This is a genomic window from Caballeronia hypogeia (assembly GCF_001544875.2).
Taxonomy (GTDB): Bacteria; Pseudomonadota; Gammaproteobacteria; order Burkholderiales; family Burkholderiaceae; genus Caballeronia; species Caballeronia hypogeia.
Map to the genome: position 1 here is coordinate 431,885 of NZ_FCOA02000002.1, position 25,176 is coordinate 457,060.

The 25,176-nt window shown below is 62.6% G+C and carries 23 protein-coding genes; 2 read left to right on the forward strand and 21 right to left on the reverse strand.

What is annotated here, in order from left to right:
- The 7 genes from AWB79_RS05235 to kce all read right to left on the reverse strand — a co-directional run bounded on the left by AWB79_RS05235 (position 1) and on the right by kce (position 6,989).
- On the reverse strand, positions 1–975 hold the full coding sequence (locus AWB79_RS05235) for a tagatose kinase (protein WP_061166307.1): 975 nt from the start codon (positions 973–975) through the stop codon (positions 1–3).
- 76 nt (positions 976–1,051) lie between these two features.
- Complete coding sequence (locus tag AWB79_RS05240) at positions 1,052–2,224, reverse strand: ROK family protein (RefSeq protein ID WP_061166308.1); 1,173 nt, start codon at positions 2,222–2,224, stop codon at positions 1,052–1,054.
- Positions 2,225–2,600: 376 nt separating this feature from the next.
- The gene (locus AWB79_RS39315; protein ID WP_157695691.1) at positions 2,601–2,816 is read right to left on the reverse strand and encodes a hypothetical protein; all 216 of its coding nucleotides are present in this window, start codon (positions 2,814–2,816) and stop codon (positions 2,601–2,603) included.
- A 232-nt stretch (positions 2,817–3,048) separates the two neighbouring features.
- The gene (locus tag AWB79_RS05250) at positions 3,049–3,840 is read right to left on the reverse strand and encodes an SDR family oxidoreductase (protein WP_061166491.1); all 792 of its coding nucleotides are present in this window, start codon (positions 3,838–3,840) and stop codon (positions 3,049–3,051) included.
- Between the two features lie 25 nt (positions 3,841–3,865).
- Entirely contained in the window at positions 3,866–4,606 is a 741-nt protein-coding gene (gene fabG, locus AWB79_RS05255; protein WP_061166310.1) for a 3-oxoacyl-ACP reductase FabG, read from the reverse strand.
- A gap of 26 nt (positions 4,607–4,632) precedes the next feature.
- A complete protein-coding gene (locus AWB79_RS05260; protein WP_061166311.1) occupies positions 4,633–5,979 on the reverse strand; it encodes an MFS transporter in 1,347 nt (448 codons plus the stop codon).
- A 71-nt stretch (positions 5,980–6,050) separates the two neighbouring features.
- Positions 6,051–6,989, reverse strand: coding sequence for a 3,5-dioxohexanoate:acetyl-CoA acetone transferase (gene kce / locus AWB79_RS05265; protein WP_061166312.1), 939 nt, complete (start codon positions 6,987–6,989; stop codon positions 6,051–6,053).
- 158 nt (positions 6,990–7,147) lie between these two features.
- Between kce and AWB79_RS05270 the strand changes: the two genes are divergently transcribed.
- The gene (locus AWB79_RS05270; protein WP_061166313.1) at positions 7,148–8,173 is read left to right on the forward strand and encodes an AraC family transcriptional regulator; all 1,026 of its coding nucleotides are present in this window, start codon (positions 7,148–7,150) and stop codon (positions 8,171–8,173) included.
- A gap of 49 nt (positions 8,174–8,222) precedes the next feature.
- Here AWB79_RS05270 and AWB79_RS05275 read toward each other — a convergent pair whose 3' ends face one another.
- The 12 genes from AWB79_RS05275 to AWB79_RS05330 form a co-directional block, all read right to left on the reverse strand.
- Positions 8,223–9,539 carry an MFS transporter gene (locus tag AWB79_RS05275; protein ID WP_063963448.1) on the reverse strand — a complete coding sequence of 439 codons (1,317 nt, stop codon included), beginning with the start codon at positions 9,537–9,539 and terminating at the stop codon, positions 8,223–8,225.
- A gap of 113 nt (positions 9,540–9,652) precedes the next feature.
- Entirely contained in the window at positions 9,653–10,834 is a 1,182-nt protein-coding gene (locus AWB79_RS05280) for a porin (RefSeq protein ID WP_061166315.1), read from the reverse strand.
- Positions 10,835–10,891: 57 nt separating this feature from the next.
- A complete protein-coding gene (locus tag AWB79_RS05285; protein ID WP_061166316.1) occupies positions 10,892–12,229 on the reverse strand; it encodes an MFS transporter in 1,338 nt (445 codons plus the stop codon).
- Between the two features lie 35 nt (positions 12,230–12,264).
- Positions 12,265–13,173 (reverse strand): dihydrodipicolinate synthase family protein, encoded by a 909-nt coding sequence (locus tag AWB79_RS05290; protein ID WP_061166317.1) that lies wholly within the window; start codon positions 13,171–13,173, stop codon positions 12,265–12,267.
- A 32-nt stretch (positions 13,174–13,205) separates the two neighbouring features.
- Complete coding sequence (locus AWB79_RS05295; protein ID WP_061166318.1) at positions 13,206–14,291, reverse strand: Ldh family oxidoreductase; 1,086 nt, start codon at positions 14,289–14,291, stop codon at positions 13,206–13,208.
- Between the two features lie 11 nt (positions 14,292–14,302).
- On the reverse strand, positions 14,303–15,274 hold the full coding sequence (locus tag AWB79_RS05300) for a 2-hydroxyacid dehydrogenase (protein ID WP_061166319.1): 972 nt from the start codon (positions 15,272–15,274) through the stop codon (positions 14,303–14,305).
- Entirely contained in the window at positions 15,271–16,614 is a 1,344-nt protein-coding gene (locus AWB79_RS05305; protein ID WP_061166320.1) for an MFS transporter, read from the reverse strand. The genes AWB79_RS05300 and AWB79_RS05305 overlap by 4 nt, the downstream gene beginning before the upstream one ends.
- Before the next feature lie 109 nt (positions 16,615–16,723).
- Positions 16,724–17,908, reverse strand: coding sequence for an enolase C-terminal domain-like protein (locus tag AWB79_RS05310; protein WP_061166321.1), 1,185 nt, complete (start codon positions 17,906–17,908; stop codon positions 16,724–16,726).
- 124 nt (positions 17,909–18,032) lie between these two features.
- Positions 18,033–19,073 carry a LacI family DNA-binding transcriptional regulator gene (locus tag AWB79_RS05315; RefSeq protein WP_082862275.1) on the reverse strand — a complete coding sequence of 347 codons (1,041 nt, stop codon included), beginning with the start codon at positions 19,071–19,073 and terminating at the stop codon, positions 18,033–18,035.
- A gap of 103 nt (positions 19,074–19,176) precedes the next feature.
- Complete coding sequence (locus tag AWB79_RS05320) at positions 19,177–20,466, reverse strand: MFS transporter (protein WP_061166322.1); 1,290 nt, start codon at positions 20,464–20,466, stop codon at positions 19,177–19,179.
- 28 nt (positions 20,467–20,494) lie between these two features.
- Positions 20,495–21,667 carry a mandelate racemase/muconate lactonizing enzyme family protein gene (locus AWB79_RS05325; protein ID WP_061166323.1) on the reverse strand — a complete coding sequence of 391 codons (1,173 nt, stop codon included), beginning with the start codon at positions 21,665–21,667 and terminating at the stop codon, positions 20,495–20,497.
- Positions 21,668–21,700: 33 nt separating this feature from the next.
- Positions 21,701–22,648 (reverse strand): dihydrodipicolinate synthase family protein, encoded by a 948-nt coding sequence (locus AWB79_RS05330; RefSeq protein WP_061166324.1) that lies wholly within the window; start codon positions 22,646–22,648, stop codon positions 21,701–21,703.
- Between the two features lie 102 nt (positions 22,649–22,750).
- On the opposite strand from AWB79_RS05330, the gene AWB79_RS05335 reads away from it, so the two are divergent.
- Positions 22,751–23,653, forward strand: a complete 903-nt coding sequence (locus AWB79_RS05335; RefSeq protein WP_061166325.1) for a LysR substrate-binding domain-containing protein — start codon at positions 22,751–22,753, stop codon at positions 23,651–23,653.
- Positions 23,654–23,656: 3 nt separating this feature from the next.
- Here the strand turns inward: AWB79_RS05335 and AWB79_RS05340 are convergent, their stop codons facing one another.
- A complete protein-coding gene (locus tag AWB79_RS05340; protein WP_157695692.1) occupies positions 23,657–24,028 on the reverse strand; it encodes a hypothetical protein in 372 nt (123 codons plus the stop codon).
- An 86-nt stretch (positions 24,029–24,114) separates the two neighbouring features.
- The gene (locus AWB79_RS05345; RefSeq protein WP_061166327.1) at positions 24,115–25,041 is read right to left on the reverse strand and encodes a helix-turn-helix transcriptional regulator; all 927 of its coding nucleotides are present in this window, start codon (positions 25,039–25,041) and stop codon (positions 24,115–24,117) included.
- Positions 25,042–25,176: the final 135 nt, after the last annotated feature.

Here is a 25,176-nt window from a genome sequence, read left to right on the forward strand (position 1 = left end):
CTACTCCGAAAGGGTTGCGACGAATTCGTCGAGCTGAGCCAGGGTCGCGGTTCCTTCCATGGGTCCGCGAAACGTCACGGCGCGCGCGCCGGCCGCGATCGCATACTTCAAGGACTGCTCGATGCTCAGCCCCTGAGAACGACAGGCGATATACGCGCCGCCGAAACAATCTCCCGCGCCGGTCGGGTCGATTTCCTGCACTGGCAAGGCGGCAAGATGAAGTTCGGCCTTTCCGTTGAAGTGACTGCATCCGTCCTTGCCGCGTTTCACCACGATCTCGCGCACACCGCGTTCGAGCAGTTCATCGATGGCGCCTTTTTCGTCGGTCGCGCTCGTCAGCAGCATGACTTCATGACCGCTCGGCAGAAAGATATCGGTGTAGTCGAGAATGAAGTCGAGCGCGCCTTTCATTTCGGGTATGCGCAACATTTCCTTCCGGACGTTCGGATCGAAGCTCACCGTGCCGCCGTTCGCCTTCACGGTCTCGACAGCCTTCTTCATCGCGTCGATGATCGACGGGGAGAAAAGCGATGAGCCCATCACATGGAAATGCGCGGCCTGCTTCAGCAGGTCCTTGTTGAGTCGCTTCGCCGAAAGGAAAACGGAAGCGCTGTTCGTGATGTTGTAGACGAAGTCGCGATCGCCATCGTCGCGGTAGGTGACGAAGGCGCTCCCCGTGGTCGCGGCCTCGACAACCGAGATTCCCGATACTTCCACGCCGTCCGTGCGCAAACGCTCGACATTGAGCGCCCCGAAGTCGTCGTCGCCGACGCAGCCGATCATCGCGCATCGGCCACCCGATTTCGCGGCCTGGTCGATGAAAATGGCCGGAGCGCCGCTCGCGTACGGACCGAGGAGCGTTCCGGGCCTGCGAAACGACTGTCCGCGTTCGCTGGCCATGATCTCGACCAGGATTTCGCCCATCGTCAGGATGTAGCCGGATTTTCCGGCGAGGTTCAATTCGGTGTTGGTCATGGTACTTGTTTGGTGAGAGCGTCATTTCGCATGACGAATCAATCGAATCCGCCCGCCCGCGACGAATGCGTGAACTTCAGAACAGATTGCTATAGAGCGGCATGGTGGCTGCCCCCAGCGCGGCCGACACTTCACTGTCCGCGCGACCTCGATGAAGAGCGAGGCGTCCGGGACGTCCGTTCATCTCGTACTCCGCCGCCGATGAGCGCGCGCGCTCGATCAGTTGTCCGAGCAACGCCGGCGGCAACATTCCATTGATGACGATGTCGGTTACGTCGACGATGTTCGACACGCTCGCCAGCACCCTGCCGAGGTCCGCGCCCGCCTGTTCGATCCATTGCATGAGGGCTTTGTTCGGGCGTTCGCCGAGCGCGGACAGATCGAGTTCGCCGGCATGGTCGCGGCCCAGCGCATGCGCGAGCCCTCGCAGCGACACGACGGTCTCGAGGCACCCGCGCGCGCCGCAGAAACAAGGCTTTCCGTCCTTGTAGGCGTTCACGTGTCCGATCTCGCAGCCGTTGCCTGTCAGGCCGCGCACCGCGCGCCGGTTCATGAGCAACGCACCGCCGAGTCCGTTGCCGATGAAAACGTGGATGTAGCTGCCGAGTCGCTGACCGTCGCCGAACCAGTATTCGCCCAGGCCCGCCGCAGTGCCGTTGTTTTCGATGTGAATCTCGCTGTCGATGCGCTTCGCGAGCGCGTCACGGAACCCGAACTCGCGCCAGGCCGGATATTCGGCGGACTGGCAGACGAGCCCGCGCTGATTGTCGATCGGGCCCATCACCGAAACGCCGACGCCGAGCAGATTGCCGCCACGACGAGGATGTCGGGACAGCGAGTCATGGATCTTTGCCAGGACGCCGACCGCGCGCTCCGGGTCTTCGACCGACAACTGCTGACGGACCTGATGAATGACGTTCCCGGCTACATCGACCAGTACGCCTGTTGCGAACTCGTGATCGAAATGCAGGCCGATGGTGCTCGCGTAATCCGCGATGATGCGCAGGCTCCGTACGGGCTGCCCCGTGGTGCGCACTTCGCGATCCACCGACTCTTCGACCGCGCCCTCCCCAATAAGGGCCGCGACGATATTCGTGATGGTCGCGGCGGTGAGTCTCGTGGCTGCGGCGATGTCGGCGCGGGCGATGCCCGGCTCCTGCCGGATGGCCTCGAGCACGAGCGCGCGATTGAGGTCGCGCACGCGAGGGCCGTTGTATCCGTGTTGATGTCGGGATTGCTTGTTCGACATGTCAGAACGCTCCATTGCAACCGATGGCCGTTGATGCGGTGCCAATGGAACGCAGATTAAATCAATTGATTTAATTAAGTCAAAGGCTTTTCGGGAAGCACGGGAAAACACTGATTCCACCGAAGTTACGCGCTGCCTTCCTGCATGCGCGGCCATGTGACGCCGGCGAACAGGATCGCGTCGTCCATGTTGAGATAACCGGCGTCGGCGCCGTGGTACGACGCCAGGCGTCCGATAAGCCTGCCTTGCGAATTGACTACCTTGAGGAAACGCTTGCGGACCGGATCTGTCTGCTCAATGAGGAAAAGTTCGCAAAGCGATCAACTCAAGGTCATTGAATGGGACCGTACCATCTCGCGTCCAGCAGACGTTTTCCTCAGGTGACACGCGCATGCGCCCGGATGAACGCGCGCAACATGTCCTCCACGGTCGTTTCCAGATTCGCCATTTCGGGCCGCTCTCCCACTGCGGCAAGCGCGTCGCACAAGGTTCCTCGCAGTACTTCACGATGACCTTCCTTCAGTACAAGGAGCCCGTTGAGCGCCAGCGTCGCCGTGAAATCGCGGGACCCTACAGTTTCCGAAAGTTCCATCTCGTCCTCCGCTTCTCTCCCCTCCCGGTCATTCCCGTCGTCTGCGCGACTTCCCGGGGCGTGACCTGCCGATGACTTGCATGTCGCAATTCACGGGCCGCCTCGCTGCCCTACTGTCAAGCATAAGCAAAGAATCGACCGTCACAATGACAGCATCGACATCAGGTACAAAGACGTTCCCTTTCGGCCGACGGGCGAAGGCGGACCGCAACTTGTCGGTCAACTTCCATGCTCAAAGATACTCGACATTTCCGTCCACACTGATCGCCTGGCCCGTGACGTTGCCGGCTGCGGGAGAGGTCAGGAACAGCGTCATCGCGGCGATGTCCTCGACGGTCACCATGCGCCGCAGCGAGATTTTCTTCAGGTATTCCTCCTTCATCGCGTCGAACGTAATGCCCAGCGCTTGCGCACGCGCGGCGATCACGCGGTCCATGCGCTCTCCCTGCACGACGCCCGGCAGGATCGCGTTGACGCGAATGTTGCTCGGTCCCAGTTCGATCGCGAGCGACTTGGCGAGCCCGACGAGCGCCCACTTGGTCGCCGCGTACGGCGTGCGAAACGCATAGCCGAGACGGCCCGCCACCGACGACATCGCGATGATGCTGGCGCGCTCGGACGTCTCCTTCAGCAACGGCACGGCCCTGCGCAGGAAATAGAACTGGCTGTTCAGGTTGGTCGTGACGGTGCGCTCCCATTGAACCGGATCGAGTTCCTCGACCGGTCCCGTGGGACCCGAAATGCCAGCGTTGTTCACGAGCACGTCGAGACCGCCCAGCGCTTCGCGGGTTCGTTCGATGACCGCGTCCACCTGATGCGAATCTCCGACGTCGGCCACGCAGCCGTGCAGCGACGCATGCCTCGACGTGAACCGGTCGATGGCGGCGGCATCGACATCGCAGATGAAAACTTGCGCGCCCACTTGCAGGAAAGCTTCGGCAATGCCCGCGCCGATGCCCGACGCCGCGCCCGTCACCAGAACGCGCAGGCCCGGTTGCGGCGTCAATAGTTCGAATGCATTCATGTTCGTTCGTCGATCCAGATACACGTCAGAGCGTCATGCCGCCCGATACTTCGATCACCGCGCCGTTGATGTAGCTGGCTTCGTCGCTGGCGAGGAACGCGTAGACGTTGGCGATCTCTTCGGGTTTGCCCAGGCGGCCGATCGGCACCTGCGCGCGCATCTTGTCGAGCACCTCGCCGGGCACGGTCGACAGAATCGGCGTATCGATGAAGCCCGGCGCCACCGCATTGACGCGAATGCCCTTCGGCCCGAGTTCGCGGCTCCATGTCTTGGTGAAGCCGATCACGCCGAACTTCGCGGCGGCGTAGTTGGTCTGCCCATAGTTGCCGTAGATGCCCACCACAGAACTCGCGTTCAGAATCACGCCCGAGGCTTGCGCGATCATGCCGTCGAGGACGGCCTGGCTCGCGTGAAACACGGCGCGGAGATTCACGTCGATGACCGCGTCGAACTGTTCGAGCGTCATCTTTTGCAGGCGCGCATCGCGCGTGATGCCTGCGTTGTTGACCAGTACATCCACGCCGCCGTGACGCGCGAGCACCGCGGCCACCATCTCGTCGACACTGCGGCGATCGGACATGTCGATGCAGAACGCGCTCGCCTCGCCGCCTGCCTGCTGGCATTGCGAAACGACATCGTTCACCGACGCCTGATTCACGTCGCACGCGACGACCACCGCGCCCTCCCGCGCGAACTTCAACGCGGTCGCGGCGCCAATGCCCTGCCCCGCGCCTGTCACGACTGCCACTTTGTTCTTCAGTTTCATAGTCTCGTTCTCTTTCGTTGTGTGAGTCACGACTGCATGCCTGCTGCGTTGCCGTTGCCCATGGCGTTCGATGCGCCCGCTTCGCGTCTGATCGCTCTCGCGAACACCGGCACGAGCAGAAGTCCGAGCACCGATGCCGCGACGATCACGAGAAAGCCCGAGTCGCTGCGGCCGGTGAACGTCTCCGTCATGCCGAACAGATATGGTCCGACGAATCCGCCGATCAGCCCGATCGTATTGATGAACGCGAGTCCTGCAGCCGCCTGAATGCCCTGGAGCCGCTTCATCGCGATCGCCCAGTACGAGGGCAGCACACCGCCGCCGAAGAATGCCGTGACGGCCAGCAACACCATGCGGCCCGCGGGATTCGCGGTGGCGATGAACGCGCATGCGCCCGCCACGAGCCCCGCCGTCAGTATGCCGAGATACACGCAGTCATTGCCATAGCGACGATGAATGCGCGGCAGGATCAGCACGCCCAGCAGAAAGCCGACACCCACGCTCGCCGACAGCAGCCCGACGATGAACGGCGTCTTGACGTGCATCTGCTGAACGATCGCCGGCGTGAAGAAGTACAGGCCGACAAAGGCTACCTGATTCAGAAAATAGATGAGGCCGATGAGCACGGTCGTCGGCCGCTTGAGCGCCGCGAACCAGTCCGCCGACGTGAGTTCCGGATGACCGTGCGTATCGATCACCGCGCGCGCTTCGAGGGCCTCTGCTTCTTCAGAGGAAAGCCAGCGCGCATCGCGCGGGCGCTCGGGCAGCTTGAAGTACAGCACGATGCCTGCGATCACGCTCGGAATGCCTTCGATCATGAACATCCATTGCCAGCCGTGCAGGCCGCCGACGCCGCCCAGCTGCATCAGCGCGCCGCCGACCGGATTGCCGAGCACGAGCGCGAGCGCCGGCGCCGTGTAGATCCAGCCGACCGCGATCGGCCGGTCCTCCGGCGCGAACCAGAGCGTCACCATGTACATGAGCGCCGGGAACAGCCCCGCCTCGGCGATGCCCAGCAAAACGCGCAGCGCATAGAACGACCATTCGCCCTGCACGAACATCATCGCGGTGGAAAGAATGCCCCAGCTCACCGCGATGCGCGCGATCCAGCGGCGCGGTCCCACGCGATGCGCGGCGAGATTGCTCGGCACCTCCAGCAACGCATAGCCGATGAAGAAGATGCCCGAGCCGAGCCCGTATGCCGCCGCGCTGATGCCCACGTCGGCCGCGAGCTGCACTTTCGCCAGCGCGACATTCGTGCGGTCGAGGAACGACATGAAGTAGATCGCGCACATGAGCGGGATGAGACGCAGCATCGCCGTTTGCGTGGCGGCGCGATGCAGTGCGTCGATTCGTGATTTCGCAGTGTCCATGTTTGTCTCCGTTTGAATCGGCTGCCCTTGTGTTTTTTCGATCGCGGCGCAGGTCGAATGATCAGTAAGCGTCAGAGCGTGACCTTGTCGCGCCCTTTGAGGCCGAGCATGGCGCGCGCATCGGCGGGCGTGGCGATCTCGAACGAAAGCTCTTCGAGAATGCGGCGGATCTTGCGCACCTGCTGCGCGTTCGATTCCGCCTTCACGCCCCGGGCGATATACACGCTATCCTCCAGACCGACGCGCACATTGCCGCCGAGAATGGCGCTCATGGTGACGAGCGGCATCTGATGACGCCCCGCGCCCAGAACCGAGAAGTGATAGTTCTCGCGCCCGAACAGACGATCCGCAGTCGCGCGCATGAGGGTCATGTTCTCCGGGTCCGCGCCCACGCCGCCGAGAATCCCAAAGACGGACTGAATGAAGAACGGCGGCTTGACCAGTCCCTGATCGACGAAATGCGCGAGATTGTAGAGGTGCCCGAGGTCATAACATTCGAATTCGAAGCGCGTGCCCTTGTCTCCCAGCGTCAGCAGGATGTGCCGGATGTCCTTGAAGGTGTTGCGGAAGATCATGTCTTCCATGCCTTCCACGTAGTTCTTCTCCCAGTCGTAGCGCCACGACGAAACCTTCGCGGCGAGAGGATGAATCGAGAAGTTCATCGAGCCCATGTTGAGCGAGCACATCTCGGGCGCCGCCTGCAACGGATAGGCGAGCCGCTCTTCGAGCGTCATGCGCGTGCTGCCGCCCGTCGTGATGTTGATCACCGCATCCGTCGCTTCGGCGATCGCAGGGACGAACTGGCGGAACAGGTCGGGGCTTGGCGTCGGCCGGCCATCGACAGGATCGCGGGCATGCAGATGAATGATCGCCGCGCCCGCCTCGGCCGCTTCGATCGCCTGATCGCGGATTTGCGCCGGCGTGATCGGCAAATGTTCCGACATGGTCGGTACGTGTGTCGCGCCCGTCACGGCGCATGAAATGATGACCTTGCGGCCCGTATTGCTCATCTTTGCTGTCCTCGTCTCCATGCCTGCTTCGACCGGCCGTCGCTGACGGACGGCGGCTTGTGACAGTCATATTATTGGGATAGCATTCGGACCGAAAGGTCATTTTCGGACACGCGCAAGTCCTGCGAGGACATAGTGAATATGCTGCGAGGACAAGCATGACGGCGAACCGGCCACCGCTCAACGAGCGCATGTACGCGCCCTACAAGATCGCCGCGCTGGTGGAGGTGCTGGCGGAACAAGGCATTGCGCCGGAGGAGAGCTTGCGCGGAACCGACGTCAGCGCCGATGCGTTGCAGGACGCGTCCGTGCTCACCTCCATCGGTCAATATGCGACGGTGTGCAGGAACGCGGTGTCGTTGTCGTGCGATCCGGCGACGCCCTTCAAGGTCGGCGGGAAGCTGCATCTGTCCGCTTACGGCATGTACGGCTATGCGCTGATGTCATGCCTTTCGCTGCGTGACTATTTCAAGCTGGGCGTCAAGTATCACCGGCTCGCGACGCCGATGGTCGCGATCGAATGGACCGAATATCCCGACAGAATGGTCTGGACTTTCCCCGATGCCTTCGTGACGAGTCCGTCGCGCGAGTTGCGCGAGTTCGTCATCGAGCAGCAGTACACGCAGCATGTCACGCACCTTCAGGATGTCGCGGGCGGCGCGTGTCCGCCGATGATGGCGCGCTTCTCGTATCCGGCGCCCGCGCACGCGGACATCTATCCGGAATACCTCGGCTGTCCGTGCCATTTCGATCAGGAGCAGTGCGAGCTCATTTACGACAGCGAGATACTCGATCGCAAGCCGCAGCTCGCGCACCAGCTCACGGCCACGCTGCTTCAGGAAACCTGCGACCGTCTGATCGGGCAGGCGAAGATTTCCAGCGGCGTATCGGGCGAGGTGTATCAGATCCTGATGAGCACGCCCGGAGTCTTTCCGGGCATGGAGACGGTCGCGGAATCGATGCACATGACGACCCGCACCTTGCGTCGGCGTCTGGAGGCGGAGGACACGTCGTTTCTCGCGATCGTCGATGACGTGCGGCGCTCGCTCGCGCTCGAATATCTGAAGACGACGAAGATGAGCACCGATGACGTCGCGATGCTGCTCGGCTTCAGCGACACGGCCAATTTCAGACGTGCGCTGAAGCGTTGGACCGGCAAGGGACCGGGGGAGCTGCGGGGCTGAACGATCTCGAAGAGATATTCAGGACCTGACGCTCAGACGTGTTCCGCCATCATTTCGCGGCATCGGCGGTCCGCTGCTGCCGCCATGCGCCGCCCAGCATGCAGACCATCAATGACCCGATGACCGTCAACGCGACGATCGGCATGAGACCGAGCGCATAGCTTCCCGTCGCTCCTTTCACCACGCCGAAGAGCCACGAGCCGAGAAAGCTGCCGAGGCCGCCGACCGCATTGACTTGCGCGAGGACGATGGCGGCTTCACCCGGTGTGAAGTTTTCGTACACGAACGCCCAGAACGGTCCCTTGAACGAATAGATCGACATGAGCGCGATGCACAGCAATCCGATGGTCACCGCGAGGCTGCTCGTCGCGCCCACGCTCGCGAGTGCAATGCTGACGAGCAGCATCGGCGCGAGCGTATAGAAGCGCCGGTTGCCGCTGATATCGGAGCGCTTTCCCCAGACGAGCATCGCGATGACGGCCGCGCCGTAAGGCACGGCGTTCAGCATGCCGGCTTCGAGATTGGTCAGGCCGTGCGACTTGATGATCTGAGGCTGCCATACGGCGAGACCCACGGCGGCGGCGGAAATGCTCGCGTAGATGAACGAACACGCGAGGACTTTCGGGTCCGTCAGCAGTTTCAGCAGCGAGCGCGAGGGCGTATCGGGTTGCGTCGCGCGATCATCGGCGAGGCGGCGTTCGAGCCATTTGAGTTCATCCGCATCGAGCCAAGACGCCTTCGCGGGACGATCGCTCAATACCCAAAGACACGCGATGCCCAGCAACACCGAAGGAATGGCTTCGAGCAGGAACATCCAGCGCCATCCCGCCATGCCGAGAAAGCCGTGCATTTCCAGCAGCAATGTTGAAACCGGGGAACCCAGGAATAGCGACAAGGGCACGCCGGTCGTGAAGATCGCGACCACGCGTCCCCGGTAAGCAGCGGGAAAAAAGTAAGTGATGTAGAGAATCACGCCGGGATAAAAGCCCGCTTCCGCCGCGCCGAGCAAGAAGCGCAAGATGACGAACGATGTCGGCCCCGTCACGAATATCGATGCGGCGGCCAGTACGCCCCACGTAATCATGATTCGCGCAATCCAGCGTCTTGCTCCGAAACGTTCTAACAGGAGATTGCTCGGAACCTCGAACAGAAAATAGCCGAGAAAAAATATTCCGCTGCCAAAGCCGAACGCCTGTGCAGTGAGTCCGAGATCGTCGTTCATCTGAAACGACGCAATCCCGACATTCACCCGATCCAGGTACGCAAAAAAATAACAAGCAATCAGAAAAGGGACAATACGAAGCGTCGCCTTTCTGATCACGCGTTTTTCAATTGCCTCCACTTCGCTCCCCTGCTGCATCCTCATCTCCTCCAGCAATCAGTGTTCTCGACGCGCTCAAGGCGCAGTCGCATGAACGCGCGCTCATGCCTTCTTGCCGAGGCCGTGAGCGCGCGTGTTCAGGTCCTTGCCATCCCGCTTTAAAACTTGTGGCGCAAGCCTACGCGAATCAACGCCTGATGATCGTTGCTGGACGGCGAGCTCTGGTTATTGATCGACGCTACCGCCTCGCGATTGCGCGAATCCGTGCCCGACGCCTTCTGATAAACGCCGATGGCATATACGTCAGTACGCTTCGACAGAAAATAGTCGACGCCGATCTCGCCCTGATGATAAGTCGCGCCTTCGTTTCGACCGGTCGCAGTCGAGACACTGCCGCCGTCAGTGTAGCTATACGCCGCGCCGATCAGCAGTGCGGGCGTCAGCTGATACTTCAGGTTCAGTTCAGCGCTGTTGAATGTCGCATTGCCGCTATAGCCGGAGGGATTCGGGCCGCTCGTCGTATCGCCGAGTCCCTTGAACGCGATGTTCGAATAGATGCCGCCGATCGTCAGCGCGCCGATGTTATACGCCGCGCCCGCGCTGATCGTCTGATACGTGTGCGCCGACAGATAACCGCTGAACACGGGATACACCGAATTCGCGACGGCGGCCGAAGGCGTGCCCGAGGTCGAATTGCCGAAGAAGCTCACGTTCGGATTGCGCGCGTTGATATAGCCCACGCCCACTGTCAGCGGACCGCGCGCATATCCCGCGCCCAGCGACCAGATCTGATTGCGTGTCGCGTCGCCCGCCACGCCGCCGAGGCTATACATGCCGCCGAACGAGAAACCGCCGTACGAGATGCTCTTGAACTTGATCGCGTTGTTGGTGCGATACGCGTTGTTCAGGTTATCCAGATCGGCCGGATGCGCGCCGATATTGCCCGCCCACTGTGAAGCCGCTTCGAGCGGCCCGACAAAATCGACGTTCAGATCGTATTGACGTCCGAGCGTCACCGTGCCCCACTGGCTCGACAGGCCGACGAACGCCTGCCGCCCGAATTCGAGTCCGCCCTGCCCGAGCTTGCCGTTGCTCGGATCGAAGCCGTTCTCCAGCGTGAAGATCGCCTTCAGTCCGCCGCCCAGATCCTCGACGCCCTTCAGGCCCCAGCGGCTGCCGGACAACACGCCGCTCTGCATCGCATACGAATGGCTTCCGTTCATGTTGGTGTTGAACGTCAGACCTTCGTCGATCACGCCATACAAGGTCACGCTGCTCTGCGCATGCGTCAGGCCGGACAGGGTCATGCATGCTGCGCCGAGCACAAGCTTCTTGTTCATTTAAGTAATCCTTATTGCATTGATGAGGAATATTTTTGCTGAGAAAGCGCGCAGCCTTCACTGCGTCACTTCGAGACGACGAATCTTTCCGGTGATGAAGAGATACGCGATCGCACCGACCAGACCATGCGCCGCGACGAAGTACATGGCGCCGGTGAACGTGCCTGTTGCCTGCAGGGCATAGCCGATCACGATGGGCGTGACGATGCCCGAGATGCTGCCGAACAGATTGAACATCCCGCCCGCGAGCCCGACGAGATGCGGCGGCGACGTATCGGAGACGACGGCCCAGTTCACTGCAGCGAGACCCTTGCCGAAGATCGCGAGCGACATCAGCGCGACGACGGTATAAGGCGAAACGACGAAGTTGCACAGCACGAGGCACGACGCTAGCAGCATGCCGGCGACGAACGGCGTCTTGCGCGCGACGCTCACACCGAAGCCTTGACGCAACATACGGTCCGACAGATAGCCGCCCGAAATACCGCCGATGAAACCCGCGATCGCCGGCAAAGTCGCGAGCAAGCCCACTTCGACGATATTCATTCCGCGCCCCTTCACGAGATAGATCGGGAACCACGTAATGAAGAAGTACTGCAACGAAGTGAGGCAATACTGGCTCAGATACACACCGAGCATCAGGCGGCTGCGCAGGAAGAAGCGCACCGCACCGAAGTCGATGCGCTGCGCGCCCGCGGCCTTCTTTTCGTCGGCGGCGATATTCGCGCCGCCTTCGCGCAGATAGTCGATCTCCGCAGCATTGGCGCGCGGATGCGCGAGCGGCTGGCGCATCACCTGAAACCACACGATGGCGAGCAGCAGACCCAGCGCGCCCATGATCCAGAAGACGCTCGGCCAGCCCGCGCGATGCGTGAGGAAGCCCATCATCGGCACGAAGACGACGACCGCGATGTATTGCGCCGAGTTGTAGATGGACGTCGCGAGGCCGCGTTCACGCACCGGAAACCACGCCGCGACGATATAGCTGTTCGCGGGCGACACCGGCGATTCGACCAGTCCCAGCAGAAAGCGCAACACGAACAGTCCGGCGATCGCCGCCGCTGTCGAAAGCGAGCCGAGAAAGCCCTGCGCCATCGTGCACAAGGACCACAGCACCAGGCTGATGCCGTAGACCTTGATCGAATCGAAGCGATCCAGCAGCCAGCCCGCAGGCAACTGCGCGATCACGTAGGCCCACGCGAACGCCGAAAACACATAGCCCAGCGCGACCGGACCGATGCCGAGATCCGCCGACATCGCCGAACCGGTGATCGACAGATTCGCACGGTCGCCGAGATTGACGGCGCTCGCGATGACGAGCATCGCCAGCACCCAGTATCGGACCGATGTGCGCTGCGTAGCCGCGCTTCCGGCGGCCACGCTTCCGCTCTCCATTTGCATGTCTCCCCTTCCTCGTTATGGTTGGCTTCTTATCCGCGTCGGGCGGCGAGCCGCTTTTCGAGTCGTGCCGACAGCCGGTCCAGCTCCTGAATATCGGCGGCGGAGAGCTTCGGGCCCGGCGTGCGCATCGTGGCGGAGCGGATCGCGCCGCGACGTCGCATCATTTCCTTGCGCGCGCACACGCCCCAGAAACCCATCGCTTCATAGCGCAGCAGCGGCAGGTAGATATCGAAAACGTCATCGGCTTCATCGACCTTGCCCGCGGCGTGCAGTGCATACACCTCCGAGAGCATCTCGGGATACGAGAAGCCGGCCATCGGGCCATCCGCGCCGCGTCCGAGTTCGAGCGGCAGATACATCGCGTTGTTGCCCGTCAGAATCGCGACGCGACGTCCGCCGCCCGCGCGCAGACGCGAAATCTTGTTGAGATCGGGAAGATCCTCTTCCTTCACCAGTTCGATTTCCTTGTGCGTCTCGATGAGCTGCAGCATCGCCGGCACCGACATCGCCACCTTCGAGGCGAACGGGAAGTCCTGAAGCACCGTCGGCACGCCTTCGTTGCGTCGGAATACTTCGGCGAAGTAGCCGTGCAGTTCTTCGTCGGTCTGGATGCCCGTGGGCGGCGCGATCATCACGCCGGCCGCGCCGAGGTCCATCACGCGTGCAGAAAGGTCGGTCAGTTGCGCGAGGCTCGGATTGCTCACGCCGACCACGCACGGCAACGCGCCCGCGCGCTTGATGAAACGCTGCGCCACTTGCAGCGCTTCATCGGCGTTGAGCTTGCCCGATTCGCCGCTTACGCCGAGTACGGTGAAACCCTGCGCGCCATGCCTGATATAGAAATCGACGAGCGTGTCGATGCTTTCCAGATCGACCGCGCCGCTCTCGTCGAACGGCGTCTGCGTGACGATGAAAACCCCTTTTGAATCGCGCAACATGTGTGACTCCAGTGTCAGATGAATGATGATGTTCAGGCGATGCGCGCAACCGGCATCGTCAGTTCGAGTTTGTCGGCCCAGGCGATCATGCGGGCGAGCACGTCATCGGCGAGCGCAATGCCTTCGCTCGTCTGCTTGCGGCGCAACGCGAGCGCGCGTTCGCCGGGCAAGCGCACGGGCGGCGAACCCGGACGCACGCGGCTTGCGTGGCAGGCATCGGCGAGATGCGTGGTTTCGTCGAGAAAGGCGTCCAGACCGCCGAGCAGGCGCGGATTGAGCACCTGAAGGAACACGCCCTGCCCGAACTTGTCGGGGTTCGTGCGGCGGCCCGAGCCCGGCAACGCGAGCGTCAGCGCTTCCACGGCGAGCCCCAGGCCGAAGCCCTTGTAGCCGAATTCGAGTCCGCCGAGCGGCAGCACGGTGCCGGGTGGATTCTGCGCGAGCACTTTCGGATCGTCGGTGGGATTGCCGTTCGCATCGAGCAGCCATTGGTCGGGCAAGGACTCGCCGCGATCCGCGAACGCCGTGAAAAACGAGTTGCTGCCGAGCGACGTGCATTGGTCGATCAGGATCGGCTCGCCGCGCGTCGGAATGCCGTAGGCGATCGGGTTCGTCGTCAACACCGGGTCGATGCCGCCGAACGGCGCAACCGACGCAATGCCCGCGTTCGTCGCCGACAAGGTCACGAACAGGTTGCGCTCGACCAGCGGCAGCAGATAGCTTTGCAGGCAGCCGATATGCGAGCACTCCGCGATGGTCGCGACCACCACCGCGCGCGACGCCGCACGCTCGATGACCTCTTCGATCGCACGATGCATCACCCATGCTCCGGGCAGGCGGTTGGCGTGCCAGGAGAACGCGCTGTCGGTATCGGACAGCACGCGCACCTCGCCAACGGTTGCGATGTTGCCTGCCTTCAGACGTTCGAGATACGTCGCGAGCAGCCAGAGGCCGTGACTGCGATGCCCGAGCAGTTCGGCATCGACCATTCTTGCCGCGACCTGGTCGGCGTGTTTCGCGCGCATGCCGCAGCGCTGCAACGCGGTCGAGCCGAAGCTGACCAGATCGATGTGTGAATACAGCGCACCGTTCTTCCATGCGGTTTCCGAGCTTGCCATGGCGTTCGTGTCTAAGCGACTTTCCGAGGGATGAGCGGGTCGATGGCGGGACGGCCGTCGAGCACAGCGGCGATGTTGTCGAGCGCTCGGTATCCGAGGTCGTTTCTCGTCTGCACCGTGGCCGATCCGCTGTGCGGCGTGAGGAACACTTGCGGCAGTTCGAGAAAGCGTTCGTCGAAGCGCGGTTCGTTGTGGAACACGTCGAGACCGGCGGCGGCGATCTGCCCGCTTTGCAACGCGGCGATCAACGCGTCTTCGTCGATCAGCGAGCCGCGCGCCGTGTTCACGACAATCGCACCGCGCGGCAGCATCGCCAGTTGTGGCGCACCGATCAGCGGCGACGCGCCCGGACTCGCGGGCAAATGTAGCGAAAGAATCTGGGCATGCGGCAGCATCTCGTCGAGCGATGCGAAGTAACGCGCACCCTGTTCGAGTTCCGGGGCGAGACGCCGGCGGCTGTGATACAGGATCGTCATGCCGAACGCACGCGCACGCTGCGCCACCGCCTGCCCGATGCGCCCCATGCCGACGATGCCGAGCACGCTGCCGCTCACGCGATGTCCGAGCAGCTCGGTCAGGCCGAGCGAGCGGCCCCAGCCATCCTGCATCACCTGAAGGTGTTCCCGCGCGCGGCGGCACGCGGCGAGCATGTGCATCATGGTGGCGTCGGCCGTGCATTCGGTCACCACAGGCGCGTTCGTCACGACGATGTTCGCTGCAGCGGCTGCATCGACATCGATATGATCGAAGCCCACGCTCGTCGTCGACGCTACACGCAGGCTCTTCGGCAAGCGTTCGATCAGCGCCCGATCCAGACGCAACGCGCCCGAGAACAGCAATCCCTGCGCTTCGTGCGCGTGCGCGTGGCTCACGAGTTCATCGACTGAAAGCGCGTGTCGCGGAACGAACGCATCGAACATGAGCTTCGCGCGATCCTCGACGGCGGGCTGCATCGGCCGGGAAAAAATCATTCGATGCTTCATGCCGCGACCGCCTCCGGCAGTTTGAGCCGCTTCAGCTTGCCGACAATGAAGAGATAGCTCAGCGCGCCGACCAGCGCATGTCCGCCGACGAAGTACATCGCCCCGGTGAACGTGCCCGTGATCGCGAGGATATAGCCGATAACGATCGGCGTGACGATGCCCGCGATATTCCCCGCCACGCCGAACAGCCCGCCCGCGACGCCGACGATCTCGGGCGGCGCGGTATCGACGACAACCGCCAGCCCGATCTGCGCGAGGCCCTTGCCGAACAATGCGAGCGACATCAGCGCGACGATCACGGCGGTCGAATCGGTGAAGTTGCAGAAGACGAGCATGGTGGCGAGCAACATGCCGGTGACGAACGGAATCTTGCGCGCCGCCGTGATACTGCCGCCGCTCTTCAGCACGCGATCCGAGATCCAGCCGCCGAGCACGCTGCCGACGAAACCGCAGATCGCCGGCAAGGTCGCGACGAAGCCGACATGCAGCAGATCCATGCCGCGCCCTTTGACGAGATAGATCGGGAACCACGTAATAAAGAAGTATTGCAGCGACGTGATGCAGTACTGGCCGAGGTACACGCCCGCCATCATGCGGCTCTTGAGCAGCACCTTGATCGAACCGGCGGGCGCGTGTGTCTTCTTGCGCTTGTTCGCTTCGATATCGATCATCGCGCCGTTTTCGCGCAGATAGTCGAGCTCCTCGGCGGTGACTTTCGAATGCTTGTCCGGCGCGCGCATCGACGCGAACCAGAACACCGCGAGCAGCATGCCGAAGCCGCCCATGAACCAGAACACCCAATGCCAGCTCAACGCGTGGCTCAGCATGCCCATCAGCGGCACGAACAGCACCACGGCGACGTATTGCGCCGAGCTGAAGATGGATGTCGCGAGTCCGCGCTCGCGCAGCGGAAACCATGCCGCGACGATGTAGTTGTTGGCCGGATAGATCGGCGCTTCGACGAGACCGACCAGAAAGCGGCACACGAACAGCGCGCCGATGGCGAGCGTCGTCGGCAGAAAGCCGACATAGCCTTGCAGAAACGTGAAGAACGACCAGAGGAACAATGCCGCGCCGTAGACCTTGATCGAGTTGAAGCGGTCGAGCAGCCAGCCGCCGGGCAATTGCCCGATCACATAGGCCCACGCGAACGCCGAGAAGACGTAACCCATCACGACGCTGCTGAGGCCGAGTTCCTTGGCCATCGGCGCGCCGGCGATCGAGAGGTTCGCGCGGTCGCCCAGGTTCACCGCGGTGACGAGCAGAATGAGCGCGAGCACGTAATACCGCACGTAGCGGTGCCGCGCGCGAACAGCGCTGAGAACAGCCTGCGTTGACATCGAATGTCTCCTGAGTGTCGAGCAGCGAAGCCGCTCGTCGGTGAGGCGGCCTTCCTGGCGGCCGCCTCTGCTATGGCTGCTCGTGCAGCTCTCATGCTTTTTCAACGAATCAACGCTTGTTCAGCTCGAACACGTGATGCTGCTTCGTATGGCGCTTGATGTAGTCCCAGTCATACGTGACGCCAAGGCCCGGACCGGTCGGCACCGGCACCGTACCGTCGCGGTCGATACAGTCGATCTGGTCGCTGTAATCGCACGCATAGACTTGCGGAATGTTGTTCGCGCAGTCCGGACCGACGAGCGCGATCTCGTAGTAGTTCGAGTTGCGGATCGCGCCCATCACGTGACGATGCGCCGGGCCGACCGCGTGCACTTCCACGTCGAGGCCGAAGGCTTCCGCGAGACGCGCCGTCTTGATCGCGCCCGTGATGCCCATGTCGTATTCCGGATCGACGCGCAGAAAGTCCGTGCCGCCCGCGATGATGAAGTCCGCCTTCGGCTCGAGGCCGCGAATGTGCTCGGTGATGAGCAGCGGCGTCTTCAGCATCTCGCGCAGCTTCTTGTGCGAGAACGCGGACAGACCGGCATCGCGATACGGATCCTCGAACCAGAAGTAGTTGGCTTCGTCGCACGCGCGGCCGACGTAGAGCGCATCGGCGAAGGTCTTCAGGTCGCACGCGCCGTCGTACATCAGGTCCATCTCGTTGCCCACGGCCTTGCGCGTTGCCAGAATCGCGGCCGCTTCCTCGCGCGGATTGCCGTCGAACCAGCCGTGAATCTTGTAGCCGCGATAGCCCATTTCGCGGCATCGCACGGCGAATTCGCCATACGCTTCGGGGCTGTCCAGGCCGCCGTTGCGGTCGCCGTGAAACGTGCTCGCATACGCCTTCAGACGCTTGCGATAGCCGCCGAGCATGTTCGCGATCGAGGTGTTCAGCTGCTTGCCCGCGAGGTCCCACAACGCGATGTCGACCGGGCCGTGACCCATGTGATCGAAGTGATGCAGCTTGCGCTTGAATTCGTCGTAGAGCGCCTCGCGCATGGCCGGATCGCGGCCGAGCAGATCGGGCGCGAGCATGATCGATTGTGCGAGCGCCGGGCGCGTGCCGCCCCACATCGCGACGTATTCGCCACGCGCGCCGTCGTCCGTTTCGATCACGATGGCGTACTTCTTCAGCTTCATCCGGCCGCCCTTCTTGTAGGCGACGTGGTTGTGCGTGTGCTCGGACTCGGCGGCGAGGTTTTCGACCTCGTATTCAAAGTCGAAAATCTCGACGCGGGAAATTTGGGTCATTCCAGTCTCCGGGTGTTTAGCGCAAGATAGCGCTATCTGATGCGTAAGATAGCGCTATCTCAACAGAATGACAAGCGATGTTTTTGCGGAAAACCCGGAGGTGTTGCTTAGAGGACGGGAGGGTTTATGCCGATGCCCGGCGGACGATCGAGAAGCCGACGTCGACGACGCGCTCGGCCACATCCTTCGACGCGCGTTCGAAAATCAGGCGCGCGGCCTGCAGACCGATGACCTTGCCATCCGCGCGGATGGTGGTCAGCGGCGGGTCGGTGTCGGCGGCGAAGTTCATGTCGCCGTAGCCCATCACGGCGAGCTCTTGCGGCACCTTCATGCCGCGCGATTTCGCTTCCGTGAGCACGCCGAGCGCGACCATGTCGGAGGTGCAGAACACGGCGTCCGGCGGCGTGGCGCGGGACAGAAGATCGGCGAGCGCGCGCCGCCCTTCGCCGAGCGTACTCGGCGCCGCGATAGAAACCGACTCTACGCGCGCGGCGGAATCGCGTTCCTTGACGGCTTCGAGAAAGCCTTGCGCCCGCATGGCGGCGCGGTCGTCGTTCGCGCTGATGATCGCGACATGCCGGCGTCCTTCGCCCAGCAGATATTCCGCCGCGGCGCGGCCCACGGCGGGCTGCGAGAAGCCGACGACCATGTCGAGCGACTGCGCGGGCATGTCCCAGGTTTCGATGACCGGAATCGCCGACGCGAGCAGGCGCTTGCGGCCCTCTTTCGAGCGCACCGCGCCGACCGTGACGATGGCGTCGGGGCGGCGCGCGATCAGCGCATCGAGCAGCGCGGGCTCCAGTTGGTGCTCGTAATCGCTCTCGCCGAGAATCACCTGATAACCCTTGCTGGCGAGTGCGCCGCGCAGCGACTGGACGAACTCCAGATAAATCGTCGATGCAATGCTCGGCACGATGACGGCCACCAGCAGACTGCGCGCCGATGCGAGCGCGCCCGCGAGCAGATTCGGCACATAACCGGTTTCGATGACGGCCTGACGCACTCGCTCCACCATGTCGGGATTCACCGTTTCCGGCGAGTTGAGCGCGCGCGATGCGGTCATCTGCGCCACGCCCGCCGCGCGGGCGACATCGGCCAGCGTTACGCGCCCGCTGCCACGGCGCACGCGACGCTTGACGGCGGTGGTTGGATTGTCCTCTGGCAAAGCTCGTGTCCTCGAACTGACGCGGGAACGGTTGCGTCCGGTGCTGATGCATCGGACGCGCGTCAAGTTCGAGAGTATGCCTTAGCCGCACGAGCCTACGTAATCAGACCGCCTGGCTGATTCGCGGACGGCTCGCGAGACACGCGACGATCAGCGCACCGAGCGTCGTCAGCGCGACGATCGGAAGAAGCCCGAGCGCGTAGCTGCCCGTCGCGCCTTTCACCAGCCCGAACGACCACGACCCGAGAAAGCTGCCCAGTCCGCCGATGGCGTTCACATGAGCCAGCACGACCGCCGCTTCGCCCGGCGCGAAATTCTCGGAGACGAACGCCCAGAACGGACCTTTGAACGCATACGTGGACATCACCGCGACGGAGAGCGCGAGGATGATGACCGACAGCGCATCGATCGCGCCGACGCTCGCCAGCGCGATGCTGACCAGCACCAGCGGCACGAGCGTATAGAACAGGCGATTGCGGCTCAGATCCGACATGCGGCCCCACACGAGCATCGCGATCACGGCAGCGCCGTAAGGCACCGAATTCAAAAGGCCCGCTTCGAGATTCGTGAGCCCGTGCGACTTGATGATCTGCGGCTGCCACACCGCGAGCCCCACGCTCGCCGCCGCGATGCCCGCATAGACGAACGCGCAGCCGAGCACCTTCGGATCGATCAGCAGCGTGAGCAAGGAGCGCGACGCCCGTTCCGGCTGCGCGGCGCGGTCGTCGGCGAGACGCCGTTCGAGCCAGCGACGTTCGTCATCGTCGAGCCAGGCGGCGTCGGCGGGACGATCGCTCAGCACCCACAGGCACGCTATGCCCAGCAGCACGGAAGGAATTGCTTCGAGCAGGAACAGCCACTTCCAGCCGGCGAGGCCCAGCATGCCGTGCATTTCGAGCAGCATCGTCGAGACGGGCGAGCCGAGAAAGAGCGATAGCGGCACGCCGGTCGTGAAGATCGCGACGATGCGTCCGCGATACGCCGCCGGAAAGAAATACGTGATGTAGAGAATCACGCCCGGATAGAACCCCGCTTCGGCCGCGCCGAGCAGGAAGCGCAACGCGACGAACGACTTCGTGCCCTGCACGAACACCATCGCCGCCGCGATGAGTCCCCAAGTGATCATGATCCGCGCGATCCATCGTCTGGCGCCGAAACGTTGCAGCAGCAGATTGCTCGGAACTTCAAACAGGAAGTAGCCGAGAAAGAAAATGCCGCTGCCGAAGCCGAACGCCGCCGCGCTCAGGCCTATGTCATCGTTCATCTGAAGCGCCGCGATCCCTACGTTCACGCGATCCAGATAAGCGAAGAAATAACACGCGATGATGAAGGGCACGATACGCCACGTGACCTTGCGTATGACGCGCTTCTCGATGGGTTCGATACCGTGCATGTCGTCTCCTGTGTGTTCTTGTATAGGCTCAGTCGCTCAGGCCACGCTTTGCCCGCGATATCGTCTGCCACGGTTGCGACTGTCCCGGCTGCGTGACGCCGTATCGCGCGATGGCGTCGGCATCGAACTGAAATGCGAGGCCCGGCGCCTTGGGCAGCAGAATGTCGCCGCCCTGCGCTTCCAGTTGCCGATCGATCAGATGACGGAAGTTGACGATGTGATCGTCGGGCATCCATTCGACCATCGTCGCGTTCGGCGTCGATGCGACCAGATGCACGTGAAGGTCATGCCACGCGTGCGGCGAAACCGGAATGCCGAAGCTCGAAGCGGTGGCCGCGATGCGCCGCCATTCGGAGATGCCGCCGCACACGGTCGCATCGGTTTGCAAGAGCGTGGCCGCGCCGCGCTGCATCAGGTCCTTGAAGCGCCAGCGCCCCGCTTCGATCTCGCCGGTCGCCACGGTGATGCGCGTCGCCTGCGCGAGCCGCGCGTGGTTGTCGATATCGTCGGGAGAGAAAGGCTCTTCGATCCAGAACGGATCGTGCTTCTCGAAGCGCGTCACGTATTGCAGCGCGTGCGGCAGGTCGCGCCAGCCGTTGTTGATGTCGAGCGTGAGCAGCACGTCCGGACCGATCGCTTCGCGCACCGCCGCAAGGCGCGCTTCCTCTTCGCGCGGGCTCAGCAGGCCCGACTTCATCTTGACCGCCTTGAAGCCGTCGCGCACGTGATCGGCCATCTCTTGCGCGAGCATGTCGTGGCTCTTGCCTTCCATGTAATAGCCGCCGCTCGCGTAAGCGGGCACACGATCGTCGGCGACCGCGCCGAGGTATTGATAAAGCGGCAAGCCGGCGCTGCGCGCGTTGAGGTCCCACAACGCGGTGTCGACGGCGGATAGCGCACGCATCACGCCACCGGCGCGTCCTTGCAGCAGCGCTTCCTGATACATCTTCTGCCACAGCCATTCCACGCGCAGCGATTCCTGTCCGACGATAGCCGGCGCGAGCAATTCCGCGACGGCGCCCGCCAGCAGATGCCCCGACGTGTTTACCGCATAGCAATAGCCGAGCCCTTCGACGCCATCGGTCGAGCGCACGCGCACGAGACAATACTCGCGCGCCTTGACCGTGCGGGTGGAGAACGTCACCGGCTGGTTCAGCGGAACGCGTGCAACGCAAACGGATACGGATTCGATAGTCGACATGCTCAAGTGCTCTTTATTGAATGTATGAGGTAATCACGCCTGTTGAGGCGCAAGTTCGAAGCCGATGCGCGCGAGTTGCGCATCGAGATCGCGCGCGGCGCTTTCGTCGAACGACTGGAGCGGCGGGCGCACGATGTTCCAGCCACGCGCGTCTCGTGCACGCGCAAGCGTCGACTTCATCGCGGCGATCATCGGCAGGCGCTGGAAGATGCTTCGGACGGCATCGACATCGCGTTGCAGTGATTCGATTTCACTCGCATCGCCTTTGGCGTCGAGCAGATCGAACAACGCGCGCACGCGCGCCGGATTGACGTTGTTCGTCGCGCTGATGCAGCCCGCCGCGCCAAGCGGAATCGCCCGAGTCATGGTCGATTCGCTCGACGGAAACACTGAAAAGCCCTGCCCGTGCGATGCAAAACGCTCGATCATCGTGCGCGTGTTGTCCCAGTCGCCCGACGAATCCTTCAGCCCGGCGATCGTGTCCGGATAGCGCTTCAGCAAACGCTCTATCAAAGCAACCGTGATCGGCACCTGCGACATCTGGGGAAAGTGGTAGAGATAGAGCGCGAGCCGCGCATCGCCGACTTGCTCGACGAGCTCCGAGTAGTAAGCGAACAGGCCATCTTCAGAAGGCGTCTTGAAGTAATACGGTGGCAGCACGAGCACGCCGGGCGCACCGATCGAAAGCGCGTGACGCGTGAGGCGAACGGCTTCGGGAATCGCGCACAGGCCGGCGCCGGGCATCAGCTTCATCGGATCGACGCCGGCCGCGACGAGGGCCTCCGTCAGCTCGATGCGCTCATCAAGCGAGACGGACGCCGCTTCCGAGTTGGTGCCGAAAATGGCGAGGCCCATGCCCTGCGATTCGAGCCAGCGGCAGTGCTCGACGAAGCGTCCAGTATCAATGCAAAGATCGGCTTTGAAAGGCGTGAGGACAGGCGCGTACGGTCCGCGCAAGCGGATGAGGTTCGATGCTGGCATTGCGTCTCCGGTAATCGTGAATTCCCTGCAAAAAATGCAGTGTATGATTCTCGAACTGCCCGTCAAAACGGGTTTTTCACCGTCTATGCATGAGTTTTATGTATGAATCCAAGACGACTGACTCCATCGATGTCGATGCTTCTGGCATTCGAATCGGCCGCGCGGCACCAAAGCTTCACGCGCGCGGCCGAAGAACTCGCGCTCACGCAAAGCGCCGTGAGCCGCCATGTTCAGACGCTCGAAGAACAACTGGGCGTCGATCTGTTTCTGCGCAGCGGACGCAAGATCACGTTGACCGACGTCGGCGCGGCTTATCTGCACGAAGTCGCGATCGCGCTCGGCAAGATTCGCAACGCGACCTTGCAGGCGATCAGCTACCGGCATGGCGGCGGCTCGTTTCATCTTTCGATCCTGCCTTCGGTCGGATCGAAATGGCTGCTGCCGCGGATTCATCGCTTCTATGCGAGCAATCCGAACGTGCAGATTCACATCCATTCGCGGATCGGCCAGTTCGATCTCGAACTGGCGGGCATGGATGTGGCGATCAGCAATAGCGCCGATGGACGATGGCCCGGCGCGGTCTCGGAAAAATTGATCGATGAGGTGCTGGTGCCGGTCGTCAGCCCGAACGTCGCGAAGGCGTTGCGCGATGGAACCGTGCGCGATATCACGAAGCTGCAACTGCTTCAGGTGGCCGCGCGTCCGAACAACTGGCGCGACTGGTTCGTGCGCCATGGCCTGCCGCTATCGGACATGCGGCCAGGACCGGTTTTCGAACTGACGTCGCATTTGCTTCAGGCGGTGATGGCGGATATCGGCGTTGGGCTGGTCGCGACGTTTCTCGTCGAGGAAGAGTTGCGCGGCGGGCAACTGGAGATTGCGTGCAATGCGGAGCCGGTGCAAGGCATGGGGTATTACATCTTCACGCGGCCCCATCAGGTGGATTTTCCGCCGGTGAAGGCGTTTCGCGACTGGCTTGTGAAGGAAGCGGCGCGCGGTGATTGAACGCTAGTCGAGATACGCACTGGCGCACACGGTGCGCGCACCCTCCTCCAGAACGTATCGCGCGTGAAGACGCGCGAGCGCTTGATCCAGCGCCTCCAGCGTCAATGCATCTGCGACGACGCGCGCCGTATCGATCACTTCCGTCAGCTCGCGCATACCGCCGAATCCGATCGCGCAGGCGTGTTCGTGCAAAGAGATAAGCACGTCGTCGAACGAACACGAAGCGATGATCTCGTCGGACTCGTCATCGCCCAGTGAGTGCGCGATCGACATCACAAAGCGGCACACGTTCTCGTGCAAGCGCGTGCGCGCGACATCTTCCGCCTGGCCAAAAACAGTCCCTAGATCACCCATACGAATTGCCCCGCTCCACACGTTTCGCAATATACGCAAGAATATAGCGAACTATGAAGCAAGCGCAGGCGCGTGTCGAGCCGAAAATGAAGACGCGCGTTCGCGTTTCAGGCTTGTTCGGCCGACGTCTGCACCTGCATCTGCCTCCGGAACTTGCTGGGCGACTGCCCGAAGCGCTGCGTGAAGCGGCGCGTGAAATAGGCCTCGTCCGCGAATCCGACGCTCTTCGCGATCTCGCCGACGCGGTCCTCGCCATGTGCGAGCAGATACTTCGCGCGCTCCATGCGTTGCGCCGTCACCCATTCGACGAACGCCAGACCCGTGTGCTTCTTGAGAAGCTGGGAAAGATAATTCGGCGAGACGTGCGCGGCCTCCGCGACCGAATAGATCGACAGCGGAGCGGCCAGATTGCCTTCGATATGCCGCATCACGCGCTTGAAGGTATCCGAGCGGCGCTGCAGGAAGACGCGCTGTTCGGCCATCTCGCGCAGCGCGTCCTGATAAGTCTCGGTCACGAAGCCGATCAGCTCAAGCAACATGCCCCGCAGCCGCTCCAGCGTGCCGAGACCGCGCCGCTGGTTGAGCGTCATCATGTGGCGAATCACGCCTTGCACATAGGCGAATTCGGCTTCGCCGAAATCGAAGTCGACATGGCCTTCGTAGAGAAACGGCGCCAGCTCCGGATATTCGAAGATCGACGCCTCCTCCATTTCGAACGGCGAAAGGTCGAGTCCCGGCCGCAGAAATTGCGGCGCGAAATTGATGATGTGATAGCGCGCGTCCGGCGGGTTATACGCGCAATGCACGCGATACGGCATGACGAAAATGATCGAGCGCGACGGATGCTCGCGTCTTTGTCCGCCGATCACATGCGTATGGCCGACGCTCGTGTTCACCTGCATCTGGAAGAACTCGTGCCGGTGCGCGACGGCGATCGCGGGGCGCACGCTCTGGTCGCGTATGTCGAAGTCGAGCCGGTCGGAGCGGTCGCCCATTCGGTAAGTCTTGATGTCCTGCAACGAATCGTCGTTCATGGGAATCACTGAAAACGGCGCAGCGCGGCGCAAGAACGCCGCTGGTTCGGGAAGTGGTCGGCGACTTTCCTATGAGAGCGCAACTTTCGTTAGCCTGACAATCCAGACGTACCCGGACGGTGCGGCGCATGCCGG